Annotated in this window: 14 protein-coding genes; 7 read left to right on the top strand and 7 right to left on the bottom strand. The window is 60.3% G+C overall.

Going from position 1 to position 15,162, the window contains the following annotated elements:
- Positions 1 to 267 precede the first annotated feature (267 nt).
- From ACIQY3_RS08840 to ACIQY3_RS08825, 4 genes are all read left to right on the top strand, one after another.
- On the top strand, positions 268 to 2,400 hold the full coding sequence (locus ACIQY3_RS08840; protein ID WP_403018597.1) for a TonB-dependent receptor: 2,133 nt from the start codon (positions 268 to 270) through the stop codon (positions 2,398 to 2,400).
- An 84-nt stretch (positions 2,401 to 2,484) separates the two neighbouring features.
- Positions 2,485 to 4,059: a flavin monoamine oxidase family protein gene (locus tag ACIQY3_RS08835; protein WP_403018596.1), complete on the top strand. Its 1,575-nt coding sequence runs from the start codon at positions 2,485 to 2,487 to the stop codon at positions 4,057 to 4,059.
- Positions 4,060 to 4,205: 146 nt separating this feature from the next.
- Positions 4,206 to 4,703, top strand: a complete 498-nt coding sequence (locus tag ACIQY3_RS08830; protein WP_403018595.1) for a RidA family protein — start codon at positions 4,206 to 4,208, stop codon at positions 4,701 to 4,703.
- A gap of 36 nt (positions 4,704 to 4,739) precedes the next feature.
- Positions 4,740 to 7,214 (top strand): TonB-dependent receptor plug domain-containing protein, encoded by a 2,475-nt coding sequence (locus ACIQY3_RS08825; RefSeq protein WP_403018594.1) that lies wholly within the window; start codon positions 4,740 to 4,742, stop codon positions 7,212 to 7,214.
- Positions 7,215 to 7,413: 199 nt separating this feature from the next.
- Here the strand turns inward: ACIQY3_RS08825 and ACIQY3_RS08820 are convergent, their stop codons facing one another.
- The gene (locus tag ACIQY3_RS08820; protein ID WP_403018592.1) at positions 7,414 to 8,616 is read right to left on the bottom strand and encodes an NAD(P)/FAD-dependent oxidoreductase; all 1,203 of its coding nucleotides are present in this window, start codon (positions 8,614 to 8,616) and stop codon (positions 7,414 to 7,416) included.
- A gap of 285 nt (positions 8,617 to 8,901) precedes the next feature.
- On the opposite strand from ACIQY3_RS08820, the gene ACIQY3_RS08815 reads away from it, so the two are divergent.
- Positions 8,902 to 9,459 (top strand): RrF2 family transcriptional regulator, encoded by a 558-nt coding sequence (locus ACIQY3_RS08815; RefSeq protein WP_403018591.1) that lies wholly within the window; start codon positions 8,902 to 8,904, stop codon positions 9,457 to 9,459.
- 151 nt (positions 9,460 to 9,610) lie between these two features.
- On the opposite strand, the gene ACIQY3_RS08810 is transcribed toward ACIQY3_RS08815, so the two are convergent.
- Positions 9,611 to 9,946, bottom strand: coding sequence for a hypothetical protein (locus ACIQY3_RS08810; RefSeq protein ID WP_403018589.1), 336 nt, complete (start codon positions 9,944 to 9,946; stop codon positions 9,611 to 9,613).
- Between the two features lie 163 nt (positions 9,947 to 10,109).
- Here ACIQY3_RS08810 and ACIQY3_RS08805 point away from each other — a divergent pair, with 163 nt between their 5' ends.
- Positions 10,110 to 10,349 carry a hypothetical protein gene (locus ACIQY3_RS08805; RefSeq protein WP_123508759.1) on the top strand — a complete coding sequence of 80 codons (240 nt, stop codon included), beginning with the start codon at positions 10,110 to 10,112 and terminating at the stop codon, positions 10,347 to 10,349.
- Between the two features lie 103 nt (positions 10,350 to 10,452).
- On the opposite strand, the gene ACIQY3_RS08800 is transcribed toward ACIQY3_RS08805, so the two are convergent.
- Positions 10,453 to 10,644: a DUF2188 domain-containing protein gene (locus tag ACIQY3_RS08800; protein ID WP_403018588.1), complete on the bottom strand. Its 192-nt coding sequence runs from the start codon at positions 10,642 to 10,644 to the stop codon at positions 10,453 to 10,455.
- Positions 10,645 to 10,855: 211 nt separating this feature from the next.
- Between ACIQY3_RS08800 and ACIQY3_RS08795 the strand changes: the two genes are divergently transcribed.
- Entirely contained in the window at positions 10,856 to 11,218 is a 363-nt protein-coding gene (locus tag ACIQY3_RS08795) for an NUDIX hydrolase (protein WP_403018587.1), read from the top strand.
- A gap of 5 nt (positions 11,219 to 11,223) precedes the next feature.
- Here the strand turns inward: ACIQY3_RS08795 and ACIQY3_RS08790 are convergent, their stop codons facing one another.
- The 4 genes from ACIQY3_RS08790 to benA all read right to left on the bottom strand — a co-directional run bounded on the left by ACIQY3_RS08790 (position 11,224) and on the right by benA (position 15,055).
- Positions 11,224 to 11,997, bottom strand: coding sequence for a 1,6-dihydroxycyclohexa-2,4-diene-1-carboxylate dehydrogenase (locus tag ACIQY3_RS08790; protein ID WP_403018586.1), 774 nt, complete (start codon positions 11,995 to 11,997; stop codon positions 11,224 to 11,226).
- A 184-nt stretch (positions 11,998 to 12,181) separates the two neighbouring features.
- Entirely contained in the window at positions 12,182 to 13,195 is a 1,014-nt protein-coding gene (gene benC / locus ACIQY3_RS08785) for a benzoate 1,2-dioxygenase electron transfer component BenC (protein WP_403018584.1), read from the bottom strand.
- A gap of 10 nt (positions 13,196 to 13,205) precedes the next feature.
- Positions 13,206 to 13,694 carry a benzoate 1,2-dioxygenase small subunit gene (gene benB / locus ACIQY3_RS08780; RefSeq protein WP_403018583.1) on the bottom strand — a complete coding sequence of 163 codons (489 nt, stop codon included), beginning with the start codon at positions 13,692 to 13,694 and terminating at the stop codon, positions 13,206 to 13,208.
- The gene (benA, locus tag ACIQY3_RS08775) at positions 13,691 to 15,055 is read right to left on the bottom strand and encodes a benzoate 1,2-dioxygenase large subunit (protein WP_403018581.1); all 1,365 of its coding nucleotides are present in this window, start codon (positions 15,053 to 15,055) and stop codon (positions 13,691 to 13,693) included. Before benA ends, benB begins: the two co-directional genes overlap by 4 nt.
- Positions 15,056 to 15,162: the final 107 nt, after the last annotated feature.

The following is a 15,162-nucleotide window of genomic DNA, read 5'->3' as shown; positions in this document are numbered from 1 at the left end:
TTTATAATTAACTTATAACTAATCGGACTTTTACAGCGCCGTATTATACAAATATTGTTACAACCATCACCGACCCCTGACCAGGTGGAGGCCCACGGAACTGCTCGTTTTTCCGGCCGACACCACTCCACGGTCAACCGCCACACCCAAAACCTGAAAACGGCCCGAGCCCTCGCCGCCATGGCTTTCAAACCCTGGCCCCGGCAACGCTTTGCCTAAAAAAAACCTTACACCGCCAACGCTGCACCTACACACCTGGGGCTCACCATGCACAACACCTTCACTGCAAACCGTCTGACGCTGGCCGTCTCGCTGGCCCTGTTCGGCTTGTCGGCCCACGCCGACGAAAACACCAAGGATGGTGCCCTCCCCGTCGTCACGGTCACCGCCGAACACCACAGCGAAGACCTGCAAAAAACCCCGCTGGCGATCTCGGCGTTCGACGAGAAGACCCTGGACGACAAGCAGATCAAAAGCATCCGCGACCTCTCCGGGCAAGTGCCGAACCTGACCCTGAGCCGCCAGTCGATCTCCTACAGCGCCCAGACCTACGGCATCCGTGGCATCGGCGAAACCGACCCGATCCAGGAATCCGCCGTCGCGGTGTACGCCGATGACCTGTACATCCCGCGGGCGATTTCTTCGATGCTCGACTTCAACGACGTCGAGCGCGTCGAAGTGTTGCGCGGGCCGCAGGGCACGCTCTACGGACGCAACAGCAGCGCCGGTGCGATCCGCGTGATTACCCGCGATCCAACCCAGGAAACTCGTGGTTTCTTCGAACTCGGCGCCGGCAATTACAACGCGCAGAACGGCCGCTTCCTGATCAGCGGCCCGCTGGTGGACAACGCCTTGTTCGGCAGTTTTTCAGCGATTCGCCTGACCCGCGACGGCACTGTCTCCGACCCGACTCGCGGCAAGGATGTGAACAACGTCGACATCCAGTCTTATCGCGGCAAGTTGCGCTTCAACCCCATCGATTCGCCGTGGGATGTGCAACTGACCCTGGCCGGTACCTTCGACCGTGGCGACACCACCAGCTACACGCCGTTTGACGCCAACGGCCACTTCGACAAATTCAAGAGCTACAGCAGCCTCAATCCGAAGAACCGCCTCGATCAGGGCAGTTCGGTGCTGCGCGCCATCTATACGATCAACGACAACCTGAGCTTCAAATCTGTGAGTGCCTATTCGGCGTTCAACCAGCCGGTGGATTACGACAATTCCGGTCAAGCGGCGCTGATCCAGAACAACCTGATCACCTACAAACAGGACTACGCCACCCAGGAATTCCAGCTCAATGGCGACTACGACAAATTCAGTTTCAGCACCGGCCTGTACCTGTACCGCGAGAAATTCGAAGCCGACCGCGACAACCTCACCTATTCCGTAGCGCGCAACCGCGTGATCGGCCAGGGCCAATACAGCACGACCAACACCGAAAGCTACGCGCTGTATGGTCAGGGCAGCTACAAAATCACCCCGCAACTGTCGCTGATCGCCGGGCTGCGCTTTACCCGCGAGCACAAGAATTTCGATTACACCAACTACGCGATCAACACCAATCGGCAGATCACCGGGACCAACTTCACGGCGGATTCGAGCAAGTCGTGGCAGTCCACCAGCCCGAAAATCGGCTTTGAATACGCCTGGACCCCGCACCTGAACCAGTACGCCTACGTCGCCAAAGGCTTCAAGGCCGGCGGCTACGACAACCGCGCGCCGACCCAGGCCGCCGCCGAGCAGGCGTTCTCACCGGAAGACGTGACCACTTGGGAAACCGGCTTCAAGGGTGACTTCTTCGACCAGCGCCTGCGGGCCAACGTCGCGGTGTTCTACAACGACTACAAGGACCTGCAAACCAACGCTTACGACCCGGCGCTGGGCGTGAGTCTGCGGACCAACGTCGGCCAGGCCCACACCTACGGCGTCGAACTGGAAACCCTGACCGCCCTGACCCGCGACCTGCAACTGACCGCCAACATCGGCTACTTGCAAAGCCAGTACGACGACTTCGAAAACGCCAGCGGCGCCGGGGTGGATGCCAACGGCAAGCAGTTGGTGTTCTCGCCACGCTGGAATGCCAGCGTCGGCCTCAACTACACGATCCCGGCCGGTCTGCCCGGCACCTGGCTGGCGGGCACCGATGCGCAGTTCCAGACCAAGTCCTACGCCAATGCGTTGAACGATGACGTGCAGGAAATCCCCAAGCAGACCTTCTGGAACGCCAACACCCGCTACATCTCCAGCGATGGCCACTGGACCACGACCCTGGCGGTGAAAAACCTGCTCGACCGCGCCTACCCGCAATCGGTCGGCTACGTGCCGTCCAGTGGCGCCCGCTACTACTCGATCAACGACCCGCGAACCCTGTTGTTGTCGGTGCGTTACGACCTCTGATTTCCGAAAACATCGACATAACTCTTGATGGTCGCAACCCCCCTACGCCGGATTCGACATCGCTTAATGCCAAGGAGCAACACAATGGCTTTTACCCGCAGAGAACTGATTTCCCGCATTGCCGCGGTCGGTGGCTACTCCGCCGCTGTCGGCGCCCTCGGCGCGCTGGGGCTTACACCTCAGGCCGTGGCCGCGAGTTTCAAACCGTTGCAACTGGGCAGCAGTGGCAAAGGCAAAAACGTGGTGATCGTCGGTGCCGGCATCTCCGGTCTGGTCAGTGCCTATGAGCTGCGCAAGGCCGGTTTCAACGTGACGATTCTGGAAGCCCGGGAGCGAGTCGGCGGACGCAACTGGACTTTGCGTCGCGGCACCAAAGTTGATTTCGACGACGGCGTCAGCCAGACCGTCGACTTTGATGAAGGGCAGTTCTTCAACGCCGGTCCGGCGCGGATTCCCAGCCATCACCAGACCATTCTCGGCTACTGCCGGGAGTTGGGTGTCGAGCTGCAAGTGCTGGTCAACAGTAGCCGCAACGCGCTGGCCCTGCCGGACCCGAGCAAACCGGCGTTCCAGTTGCGCCAGGCGGTCAACGACACGCGCGGTCAGTTATCAGAGTTGCTGGCAAGGACCGTCAGCCGCAAAGCCCTGGACCAGGACTTGAGCGTCGACGACCGCAAGGCGTTGCTGAATTTCCTCAAGGTCTATGGCGACCTCAACGCCGATTTCCAATACAAAGGCTCGGTGCGTTCCGGCTACACCCGGGTACCCGGCGCCGGCGATCAAACCGGCGTGACCCGCGCACCGCTGGAACTGCAAACCTTGCTCAATCCCAAGCTCTGGGGTGCGTTGGTATTTGACGAAATACCGGAGTTTTCCTCGACCATGTTCCAACCGGTCGGCGGCATGGACCGGATTCCCTATGCCTTCTACGACAAGCTCAAGGACGCGGTGCGCTTCAATGCCGAAGTCAGCGATATCCAGACTTCCGAGAGCGGCAGCCGCATCACTTATCGGGATCGCAAGACCGGCAAGACCCAGACCCTGAGCGCCGACTACGCCGTGGTCACCGTGCCGCTGCCACTGCTGGCCAAGCTGCCGAGCAACTTCAGCCCGCCGTTCAAGCAAGCGATCCTCAGCGCACAAAGCGATCAGGCGAACAAAGTGGCCTGGCAGTCGCCGCGCTTCTGGGAAACCGACTTCAACATCTACGGCGGCCTCTCGTACCTGGATCACGAAGTCAAAGGCTTGTGGTATCCGAGCGATCGGCTGAACAGCGCCCAGGGCATTTTGGTCGCGGCCTACAACACCAGCGAATCGGCCCAGGCCTTCAGCAAAAAATCCCTCGCCGAACAGTTTGCCTCGTCCCGGCAAGCCGTCGAACTGCTGCACCCCGGCCACAGCGCGCAACTGCAAAAACCGGTGGCGATCAACTGGGCCAAGGTGCCGTTCAGCAAAGGCCCGTGGATCGTCAACGACGAAGTGGGCGAGAGCGCTTACCAGATTCTCAACGAACCCCAGGGCCGCACCTATCTGGCCAGCGATGCCCTCGCCCACGGTGGTGTCGGCATCTGGCAGAACAGCGCCGCCGATTCGGCGCGGCGCATCGTCGGGCTGATTGGCCGGCATGCCGAACGCACTCAATCGGGCGTTGCTGCCTGATGCGCAAACTCCTGTGGGAGCGGGCTTGCTCGCGAAGGCGGTGTATCAGCCGCCATCAATGTTGCCTGACACACCGCTTTCGCGAGCAAGCCCGCTCCCACAAAGGTTCATCACTCCCTGACGCTTTTCCATTAAAGGACTGAACGATGAAAGCCATTACCTTGCTCACAGGATTGCTCATGACCGCCACCGCCCTCACCAGCCAAGCCGACGAGATCAAGCGCATCGCCCTGCCCAACTCCAACTTCCCGATCTCGCTAGCAGTGTCGGTGCCGGCGCAAACCGAGTTGCTATTCGTCAGCGGCTTGCTCGCCGATTTGCATGATCCAAACGCACCGAAGGATTCCTTCGCCGCTTATGGCGATACCGCGACCCAAACCACCTCGATCCTCAACAAACTCAAAGGCGTGTTGCAAAGCCAGGGCCTGGACCTCGGTGATGTGGTGCAACTGCGGGTGTTCCTCGTGGGTGATCCGGCCAAGGGCAACAAGCTCGATTTCGCCGGTTTGCAGGAAGGCTATACGCCGTTCTTCGGCAGCGCCGCGCAACCGAACAAACCGGCGCGCACGGCGATTCAAGTCGTGGCCCTGCCGCTGCCCGGTGGCCTGGTGGAAATCGAAGCCGTCGCCGCACGCAAGAAATGACACGGACAACACCCGACATTCAGGAGCTTCACCTTTATGCGCAACTGCCCAGTACCTGCCTACCGCCCCTTGTTATTGCCGCTGTCCTTTGCTTGCAGCCTGACCTCGTTCAGCCTCGAAGCCGCTGAAACCGGCGCGCCGACCCTCGACACCGTCGTCGTGACCGGCAACCGTGGCGCCGAGCAACGCACCGTCACCACCAGCCCGACACCCATCGACGTGGTGACCGGCGAACAACTGCGTTCCGTCGGCAAACCGAGCCTGCTCGAAGCCTTGAGCAAATTCATTCCCTCGTTCAATTTGCCGGACCGCGCCGGTTGGGATGCCAGCGGCGTGGTGCGCTCGGCGACCCTGCGCGGGCTGACCGCGTCCCATGTGCTGGTGCTGGTCAACGGCAAGCGCCGGCACACCAGCGCCACACTGAATATCAACGGGCTCAACAGTGGTGCCGCGCCAACCGACCTGGACCTGATCCCGGTGGCGTCCATCGACCATATCGAGGTGCTGCGCGACGGTGCGGCGGCGCAATACGGTTCGGATGCGATTTCGGGGGTGATCAACATCATCCTCAAACAGACCACCGGCGGCAGCTCCGACACCACCCTCGGCCGGGGTTACGACGGCAAGCGCGGCACCGGCCAGGAAGCGCTGAATTATGGTTTCCAGGTCGGCGAAGCGGGCGTGCTCAACGTGTCCCTCGACACCCGCTATCAGGAGCGCGACAACAAGGCCGGCAGTAACGGCTACAGCGCCCATTACTACCCGCAGGCCGACGGTTCCCCCGATCCGCGCGAGGCTGACGCCAGCCATCACACCTATAAAGGCTACGGCTTGCCGCGCAGTCAATTGGCCGATGCCGGCTACAACCTCGACTTGCCGCTCAATGATGCGCTGACCCTGTATTCGTTCTCGACCGTGGCCACCCGTGAGAACAACGACGGCCAGAACTTCCGCCTGCCCAACGGGCGCAACACCATCACCACCGGCCCCAACGGTTATCCCGACGGCTACAGCCCGTATTGGCTGGTCAATGAAACCGACTTCCAGTCCGCGTTCGGCGCCAAGGGCGACAATTTCGGTGGCTGGGCCTGGGATTTGAGCAGCACCTACGGGCGCAACTACGCCAAGCAACGGACCTACGACAACCAGAACCCGTCCCTCGGCGAGAACACCCCGAACAAGTTCACTTCCGGCATCTACATCGCCGATCAACTGACCAGTAACCTCGACCTGAAAAACAGTTACGACATCGGCCTGGCCAAACCCATGGACGTGGCCTTCGGGTTCGAGCATCGGCGCGAAAGCTACGAAACCCGCGCCGGCTCCGAAGCTTCGTATATCGATGGCGGCTACGTGTTCCCGGTCGGTCATCCACGGGCCGGGCAACGTCCGGATCCGGGGGCGCAGGTTACCAACGGCATCACGCCGGAAGATGCGCAGAAAGTCAGCCGCAACAGTGTCGCCAGCTACATCGACCTCGGCTTCTACCCGGTGGAACAGTGGTACGTCGGCGTCGCCGGGCGTTACGAGCATTACAACGAAGGCGTCGGCGGCACCCGCAGCGGCAAGCTCAGCACCCGCTACGAGTTCAACCCGGTGTTTTCGGTGCGCGGCAGCGTCAGCAACGGCTTTCGCGCGCCGTCCCTGGCCAACCAGATTTTCACCGCGCGCTCGACCGGGTTCGACACCATCAATGGCGTCTACCAGTCCTATAACTACGTGATCCTGCCGGTGGATTCGACGGGCGCCCAGGCCCTCGGTGCCGAAGCGTTGAAGCCCGAGCGCTCGACCAACTTCAGCCTCGGTTTCGCCCTGACCCCGAGTGAAGACCTGAGCCTGACCGTCGACGGTTACGTGATCAACCTGCGTGATCGCCTGGTGCTCAGCGAACGCTTTCAGGGCCCCGGCGTCGCCGCCCTGCTTGACAGCATCGGCGTGCCGGCCACGGCGGGTGCGCAGTACTTCACCAACGGCGCCAACACCCGCACCTCCGGGGTCGATGTGGTGGGTAATTATCGGCAGAACCTCAATCGCTACGGCACGGTGAAATGGACAGCGGCGCTGAACTACAACCACACGCAGATCCTCAGCGTGAACGACACGCCGGAGCAACTGACTGCACTGGGTAATTTTCAACTGATGGGGCGTCAGTCCCGGGCGTTGATCACCAAGACGTCGCCGAGCAGCAAGATGATTTTCGCCGCCGACTGGGGCATCAACGACTTCGACGTCAACTTGCGCCTGACCCGGTATGGCACCTACACCGAGGTCAACAGTTCCAGCGATCCGAGTCTCGACCGCGAGTACTCGGCCAAATGGATCACCGACCTCGACGTCGCTTACGCCCTGAGCAAACAGCTGACCGTGGCCGTGGGTGCGCAGAACCTGTTCGACAAATACCCGGACCACATCGGCGTATCCAACTCATCGTTCGGCGATAACTGGGGCAGCTATTCACCGTTCGGCTTTACCGGCGGTTACTACTACACCCGTTTGCAATATGCGTTTTGAAAAGACAAATCGCAGGCAAAAAAAAATCCCAGGCAGCTGATGGACGCCTGGGACTTAAAAATGCATAAACCGTGGTGGTGAACGCGGGGCGATATTAACCTACTAAAACACTTTGAAACAATATTTTTCTGCGCACCGTTCGGTTAATTAAAATCGTAAGCCCTTATATATCAACACTATTTGTGCGGACTTCTGCGCCTCAAGCGATGGGGATCAGCGGATCCGCAGCGGCCCACGCCGTTTCGCGATTGGCCGCTGGCGGGTAAATCCACACGGTGTTGATCTGGGTCTTGAGCGCCTTGCCTTCCTGCTTCACCAGTTTGACCTGGCGATCCCATCCCTCGGTGTACACCGCACCCCAGGCGCCCAAATCCAGGCACGTCACGTACTTCGGCTGGCTGTACGGCGTAGGGTCCACCCCGAGAATCTGTGCGGCCACGTTGTTGCCGGCGTGACGTCCGAGGACGATGGCGTGCTGGCAGGTCATCAGCGCGTGGTTGCCGATGTCGTCGGAGGCTGCGTAAGCCACGTCGCCGGTGGCGAAGATATCGTCCTGGCCAATGACTTTCAGGTGCGCGTCTACGTGCAGGCGGCCAAGGTTATCGCGTTCGCCGGGGATCTGTTCGGTCAGTGAGCTGGCACGCACGCCGGTGGTCCAGATCACGGTGTTGGCTTCGATACGCTGACCATCGGCCAGGGTCACACCGTTTTCATCGACCGCTACCACCGTCGAATTCAGTTGCCACTTCACCCCCAGTTCAGTACTGGCTTCGGCGATGGACTGGCTGATTTCAGCCCCCATGGACGCGCCGACCTTTTCGCCGCGATCAACGATGATCACGTTGATGTCGGCGCGCTCGCCCAGGATTGCGCGCAGACGAGCGGGCATCTCGGTCGCAGTTTCAATCCCGGTGAAGCCGCCACCGGCGACGACGACGGTGTTGCGGGCATTGCTTTCTGGCAGGTTGGCCAAGGATTTCAGATGGTTCTCCAGGCGCACGGCTTGTTCGATCTGATCGACGTCGAAGGCATGTTCGATTACGCCCGGGGTGTTGGACGATGCCAGGCGGCTGCCGGTAGCCAGAACGAGTTTGTCGTAGCTTCGCACCTGTTTCGCGCCGGAAGCATCGATGTAGCCCACTTGTTTTTGCTCGACGTCGATGGTTTCAGCGGCACCCTGGATGAACTTCACGCCCACTGCATCGAACAGCTCGCCGATCGGCGCCGCCAGTTGATGGGCATTCGGTTCGTAGAAGCGCGGACGCACCCGCAGCTCGGCCTGTGGGGCCAGGACGGTCACTTCAACGGCGTCGTGGCCATGAATATCGAACAGCCGCGTGGCGCTCAACGCTGTCCACATGCCACCAAAACCTGCACCAATGACCAGAATCTGCTGTTTCATTTTTAACTCCGAGTGGAAAACCAGGTGATGAATTTGTTTAGGGTCAACGACCGCTGCCGACTGAATAACTACGACTCTATTGGTCGCCTTTAAATCAAACAAGTCAACATTACTGATCATTCCAATCGGTTTATCAGATCTGTTTGCGTAACCCTCCTAAACCGGCCATCACTGGCCTTTCGCATCTTGAAAACATGAACCATCAAGCTATTGCCGCCGATAAAGCGCGTTGCCGCCCTCCCGTTCCGCTGCTAATATTTGCGACTACATTAGTCGGAGATCACTATGTCTCTTTACAGCGCAGGCGTTGAGTACGGCATTCATTGCCTGCTTTTTCTGGTGGGCAATGGCGGCAACTCCCGCGAGGCGAGCGTGCGAGACCTCGCGGAGCTGCAAGGCGTACCGCTGGATTATCTGGCCAAGATTTTCACCAAACTGGCCAAGGCCAAACTGGTGGTGGCCACTGAAGGCGTGCGCGGCGGTTTCAAACTGGCCAGGTTTGCCGATGAAATCACCTTGCTGGATATCGTCAACGCCATCGACGGCCAGAAGCTGATCTTCGATTGCCGCGAGATCCGTGGGCGTTGCGCCTTGTTCGAAGGCTCGGCGCCAGCCTGGGCGCTGGACGGTGGTTGCGCGGTGCACGGCGCAATGATGACCGCGCAGAAACGCATGGAAGACGCCCTCGCCCAGACCACCATTCTGGACCTGGCCCGGAAGGTCGGGCGCAAGGCGCCGCCGGAATTTGCCGGGCAGGTGGATGAATGGCTGGTGGATCGTCGGGAGAAGAAAGGCGCCGGCAGCTCAGAACAGAACATCACGCTGACCGACATCACCCACTAATCATTGTGGCGAGGGAGCTTGCTCCTGCCCGAGTGCGCAGCGCTCGCAAAAGGGGCTGCTGCGCAACCCGGCGCGAGCAAGCTCGCTCGCCACAAAAAAGCCGAAGGCGGAATCATCCGGCTTCGGCTTTTTTTAAATCCAATTTCCAGCTTTACAGACAGTCCCGCACCGCCTGTCGCAACGCCGCCGATTTCGCCCACGGCGGCCCCTGGTACAACGACACCCGGCTACCATCCTTGGATTTCACGATATCCAGAATCTCGTCCGCCGTGATGATGCTCGGTGCGTTCAGGCGATAGCCGTTGGAAATGCCAACTTGAGTGGTCTTGGGCACCTGCTGTTGCCATAACGGCAGCACACACGCGACGTAATCCTTGGGCGGCTTGCTGCTGTATTTGCTGACATTGGGCTCGCCTGGCACCAGGGACGCGGGCAATGAGCAGCCCGCCAACATAGCCACCGCTACCCCCGCTAGCAACATCCGCATGACGCTTCCTCATCCTGAAAAACGGCGAATGTAACGCGTCGTTGCAAAGACATCCAGCGAACGATTGGTAAAAGCGACAGACCGCCACGCGGCCTTACGAACGGAACGCCCGGCGCGGCAAACGGGGCTAATCTTTCGTAGCGGGGATTTGCAGGAGATCATCATGTGGCTTAACGAACTCGAACAGGAACTTCGGCGCGACCTCCAGAGCGTGGAGTCGAATCTGCGGTGGTCAGCGGTAGAACTTTTGCGTCTGGCGGAGCAGTTTCGCCAGGCTGGCAATGAAGTAGATGCCCAGGTGGCCCTGAGGCTGCGGGAAGTGCTCCAGGGGGACGAAGAACGGCTGAAAAGCTACGCCGAGGAAGTGAAGGCGAGGCACATCAGCCGGACGAAACCTCAATAACACCCCTCCCGGCCGTCCGGTGTCATTGGCAATGAGGGTGGCAACCGATCGATCACCCATAAAAAAGCCCCGGCACCGGCCGGGGCTACTCGTACGACGTTGACTACTGGCTACGCGCCAGCCGACTCGCCCGCGCTTTATAGGCAGGCAAGGACGCCGCGAAGGCCAGAGCCTCTTCCCGGCTGCCAAAGGCGCCCAAGCGGTCACCTTTGGTGCACACCCGCCACGGGCCGTGGTTCACGCTGAGTACGTCGTAACCGTTCATGTGCATCTTGGTCAGCATCTCAATGCTCATAGTCACCTCCTTTTGGGCAGTGAAAATCAAAGATTGACTGGCCTACCTTACACCCGGCCCCGGCGCGGATGCCGACCAGACGTCGCGACATCCGGTGGCACTTTCGGCTGGCTGCGTAGCTCCAATCCTTGAAACCGCCGAAACACGGGGCCTCGGCCCGAATATTGCATTTTTATTACGGTTTTATGACAAACGGGCAATCAGGTAACACATGAAAGTACGCGCCACCGTTATTTGCGAACAAGACCGACACGTCCTCCTGGTGCGCAAGCCAAGGTGTCGCTGGACCTTGCCCGGCGGAACGGTCGAGCCAGGCGAAACCAAAGTGGACGCTGCCGTGCGAGAACTGGCGGAAGAAACCGGGCTCGGGGTCGACGGCATGCTGTACCTGATGGAACTGCAAGACGGCAGCACCCGCCACCATGTTTATGAAGCGTCGGTGGTGAACCTGCATGAAGCCCGACCACTCAATGAGATTATCGATTGCATCTGGCATCCGCTGGACGCCGTCCACAACCTGAAAACCAGCGAAGCCACGCTGCGAATCGTCAAGGCGTTTCAGCGTCGCCTCTAAGGTGTTCAGCCCTGATCGCCGCCGCCCACCGGCATGATCATTCCCGTGATAAACGAAGCCTCGTCGCTGGCCAGAAACAGAATAGCGCTGGCCTGCTCATCCAGCGTGCCGTAGCGCTTCATCAGACTGCTGTCGAGGGTCTGATCGACGATCTGCTGGTACCAGACTTTCTCCTGGGCACTTTGCCCGGCGCTGTTGCGCGGAATCACTCGCGGCGGCGCTTCGGTTCCGCCCGGCGCCGTGGCATTGACCCGAACCCCGCGACCGGCGGTTTCGAACGCCAGGCATGCGGTCAGTGCATTCACCCCACCCTTCGCCGCGCCGTAAGGCACGCGATTGATACTGCGGGTGGCAATGGAGGACACGTTGACGATGGCGCCACTGCCTTGCTCGAGCATGAACGGCAGCGCGGCGTGGCAACACCACAGTGTCGGGAACAGCGAGCGCCGGACTTCGGCCTCGATCTGTTGCTCTTCGTAATACTCGAAAGGCTTGGCCCAGATTGTTCCGCCGACGTTGTTGACCAGCACATCCAGACGCCCGAAGCGCTCGACGGCGGTTTTCATCACGCGACTGCATTCGCTGTATTGCTCAAGATCGGCGGTCAGCGCGAGCACCTGATGGGTCTGGCCCAATTGCTGTTGCACCTCGAATATCAGCTCCGAACGATCGACCAGTATCAATCGCGCGCCCTCTGCCGCCATGCGTTCGGCAACGCGCCGGCCGATGCCTTGAGCGGCACCGGTGATCAGCACGACTTTTTCCTGAAACCTGTTCATATATCCCTCACTTGCACAAAACGCGATCTGTAGCAGCTGGCGAAGCCTGCGTTCGGCTGCGAAGCAGTCGTAAAACCTGGGCGCGAGGTCTTCCTGGAATACCGCGTCGCCTGATATCACGACTGCTTCGCAGCCGAACGCAGGCTTCGCCAGCTGCTACAAAAATATGTCGTAGCGAAGACAGTCACGCCGCGCTGGCGGCAAATTTTTCGTAGTAGAAGTTTGCCGGTGCAATGCCTTGCTCACGGATGAACTGGCTGACCGCCTCGACCATCGGCGGCGGGCCGCACAGGTAGACGTCGACGTCGCCATCGTTCAAATGCCGGGGCTCGATGTGCTGGGTCACGTAGCCCTTGAGCGGATGCTGGCTGTCGGGGTTGGCCACGCAGGCGCTGAAACTGAAATTCGGGATGCGCGCAGCGAAGGCTTCCAGTCGGTCCAGCTCCACAAGGTCGAAGTCATTGGTCACGCCGTAGATCAGGTGCAGCGGCTGCTCACTGCCCTGCTCGGCAATTTTTTCCAGCATCGCGGTGAACGGTGCCAGGCCAGTGCCGCCCGCCAGCAATAACAGCGGTCGGCGGATATCCCGCAGGTAGAAACTGCCCAGCGGTCCGGCCAGGGTCATGCTGTCGCCGGCCTTGGCCATGCCGGTGAGGAAGCTGCTCATCAAGCCGCCGGGCACGTTGCGAATCAAGAAACTGACCTCGCCATCGCGCTGCAACGAGCTGAAGGAATACGCGCGAGTCTGCTCGCTGCCGGGCACGCCGAGGTTCACGTATTGCCCCGGCAGGAACGCCAGTTTGCTCAGGGCCTCACCCTTGATCGACAGCGCGATGGTGCTGTCGGACAACTGGCGCACGGTGCTGATGGTCGCCTCAAAATTGGCCTGGCGAGTGCGGCAGACATCCGACGACGCCGGCACCCGCACCACGCAATCGCTCTGGGCACGCATCTGGCAGGTCAGGACAAAACCCTGCTCGGCCTCATCGGCGCTGAGGGCATCTTCGATGTACTCACCGCCCAGGTCATAACGACCGGCCTCGGCGAAACATTTGCAGGTGCCGCAGGCGCCGTCGCGGCAGTCCAGCGGAATATTGATGCCCTGGCGGTACGCGGCGTCGGCCACGGTTTCGCCGGGGTTGGCGTCGATGAACCGGGTGACGCCGTCTTCGAAATTGAATGCGATGGAATGAGTCATGACGGCCGCCTCACAAGTGGTAAACGTCGATGACCTGGCGAACGTAATCGTTCTTCAGGATCACTTTCTTGGCCTTGATCAGCGGGTTCTCGCCGCGCACATCGAGGGTGTAGAAACTGCTGCCGAAATAGCTGTCGACGGTCTTGTAGCGAAAGCTCAGGGTGTGCCAGTTGAAGCGCACCTTGCATAGGCCCTCGGCGTGTTCGAGCAGCTCGATATTGCTGATGTTGTGGGAGGTGCGGGTGTCGGGAATGCTCGCGCTGGAACGCTCGGTCTTGATGCGGAAGATGCGGTCTTCCAGGCCGGTGCGATTGCCGTACCAGATCAGCGAGATTTCCCGCTGCGGGTCTTCGGTGAGTTCGTCGTTGTCGTCCCAGGACGGCATCCAGAACGACGCATCGGCGGCGTACAGTTCCAGCCAGTCGTCCCATTGTTTGTCGTCGAGGTAGCGGGCTTCGCGGTAGAGAAAATCGCGCACGGCTTCATAGGTGATGGTCATTGCACGGCCTCCACAGCGATCAGTTCGGACTGTTCGTCGGCCAAGGCCTTGAGCATCGTCTGCTGCCAGTATTTGTGTTGCAGCACGAACAAGCCTTCGTCTTCGGTGCGCACGCCGCTGAGCAGGGGATGCAGGTCAATTTCCCTGGCCGCGTCGTCGGCGCCTTCGACCCAATGCTCGGCGCCACGGGACATGTCGTTCCAAGTGGTGACGCTGCCCTGGTAGCCGGTCTGGCAGGAGCGAAACTCCTCGAGATCGTCCGGCGTGGCCATGCCGCTGACGTTGAAAAAATCCTCGTACTGGCGAATCCGGCTCGACCGAGCGACGTCGCTTTCGCCTTTGGGGGCGATGCAATAAATGGTGATTTCCGTGCGGTTGACCGAGATCGGCCGGGCGATGCGAATCTGTGAGCTGAACTGGTCCATCAGGTACACGTTCGGGTACAGGCACAGGTTGCGCGAGTTCTCGATCATCCAGTCGGCGCGGGCCTGGCCGAAGTCCCGGGCCAGCTCGTCGCGACGTTCGAACAACGGGCGATCCTCGGGGTTGGACCAACGGGTCCAGAGCAGCATGTGGCCCTTGTCGAACGAGTAAAAACCACCGCCCTGCTTGGCCCAGGTGCCGGCGCTCATGGTGCGGATGTCTTCGCCGGCCTCGCGCTGTTTGCGCTGGCTCTGGGTGGCCGCGTAGTTCCAGTGCACCGAGCTGACGTGGTAACCGTCGGCGCCGTTTTCAGCGGTGAGTTTCCAGTTGCCTTCGTAGATGTAGCTGGAGGAACCGCGCAGCACTTCCAGGCCATCGGCGGACTGGTCGACGATCATGTCGATGATCTTCGCCGACTCGCCCAGGTGTTCCACCAGCGGCACCACATCGGCCTTGAGGCTGCCGAACAGGAAACCGCGATAGGACTCGAACCGCGCGACTTTGGTCAGATCGTGGGAGCCATCGCAATTGAAACTCGCCGGATAACCCGCTTCGGCCGGGTCCTTGACCTTGAGCAGCTTGCCGGAGTTATTGAAGGTCCAGCCGTGGAACGGACAGGTGTAGGAGCTTTTGTTGCCGGTCTTGTGCCGGCACAGCATGGCGCCGCGATGGCTGCAGGCGTTGATGAACGCGTTGAGTTCACCGGCCTTGTTGCGCGCGATAAAGATCGACTGGCGGCCCATGGTGGTGGTGTAGAAATCGTTGATATTCGGGATCTGGCTTTCGTGGGCCAGGTACAGCCAGTTGCCTTCGAAGAGGTGCTGCATCTCCAGATCGAACAGGCGCGGGTCGGTGAACATCTCGCGCTTGCAGCGGTAGATGCCGTGTTCTTTGTCGTCTTCCAGCAGGGAGTGAAGGTATTCGGGTCGCAGGGACATGGCCGCCGCCTCCATTGTTTTTATTCAGGCAGGGCCATGCTAGGGCGGGGGGATGAGGCGCACTATCCGATGGGTGCAGACCTTTATCCGTTTACTGCAGTCCTTTA

The organism is Pseudomonas sp. NPDC096950 (assembly GCF_044762525.1).
Classification (GTDB): domain Bacteria; phylum Pseudomonadota; class Gammaproteobacteria; order Pseudomonadales; family Pseudomonadaceae; genus Aquipseudomonas.
This window is presented reverse-complemented; position numbering and strand designations above follow the sequence as displayed.

Bases quoted from the DNA above. Each gene is read 5' to 3' on its own strand.
- ACIQY3_RS08790 (WP_403018586.1), bottom strand. From the start codon at position 11,997: ATGAACAGGTTTCAGGAAAAAGTCGTGCTGATCACCGGTGCCGCTCAA.
- ACIQY3_RS08830 (WP_403018595.1), top strand. From the start codon at position 4,206: ATGAAAGCCATTACCTTGCTCACAGGATTGCTCATGACCGCCACCGCC.
- ACIQY3_RS08825 (WP_403018594.1), top strand. From the start codon at position 4,740: ATGCGCAACTGCCCAGTACCTGCCTACCGCCCCTTGTTATTGCCGCTG.
- benC (WP_403018584.1), bottom strand. From the start codon at position 13,195: ATGACTCATTCCATCGCATTCAATTTCGAAGACGGCGTCACCCGGTTC.
- ACIQY3_RS08815 (WP_403018591.1), top strand. From the start codon at position 8,902: ATGTCTCTTTACAGCGCAGGCGTTGAGTACGGCATTCATTGCCTGCTT.
- ACIQY3_RS08805 (WP_123508759.1), top strand. From the start codon at position 10,110: ATGTGGCTTAACGAACTCGAACAGGAACTTCGGCGCGACCTCCAGAGC.
- ACIQY3_RS08820 (WP_403018592.1), bottom strand. From the start codon at position 8,616: ATGAAACAGCAGATTCTGGTCATTGGTGCAGGTTTTGGTGGCATGTGG.
- ACIQY3_RS08800 (WP_403018588.1), bottom strand. From the start codon at position 10,644: ATGAGCATTGAGATGCTGACCAAGATGCACATGAACGGTTACGACGTA.
- benB (WP_403018583.1), bottom strand. From the start codon at position 13,694: ATGACCATCACCTATGAAGCCGTGCGCGATTTTCTCTACCGCGAAGCC.
- ACIQY3_RS08810 (WP_403018589.1), bottom strand. From the start codon at position 9,946: ATGCGGATGTTGCTAGCGGGGGTAGCGGTGGCTATGTTGGCGGGCTGC.
- benA (WP_403018581.1), bottom strand. From the start codon at position 15,055: ATGTCCCTGCGACCCGAATACCTTCACTCCCTGCTGGAAGACGACAAA.
- ACIQY3_RS08835 (WP_403018596.1), top strand. From the start codon at position 2,485: ATGGCTTTTACCCGCAGAGAACTGATTTCCCGCATTGCCGCGGTCGGT.
- ACIQY3_RS08795 (WP_403018587.1), top strand. From the start codon at position 10,856: ATGAAAGTACGCGCCACCGTTATTTGCGAACAAGACCGACACGTCCTC.
- ACIQY3_RS08840 (WP_403018597.1), top strand. From the start codon at position 268: ATGCACAACACCTTCACTGCAAACCGTCTGACGCTGGCCGTCTCGCTG.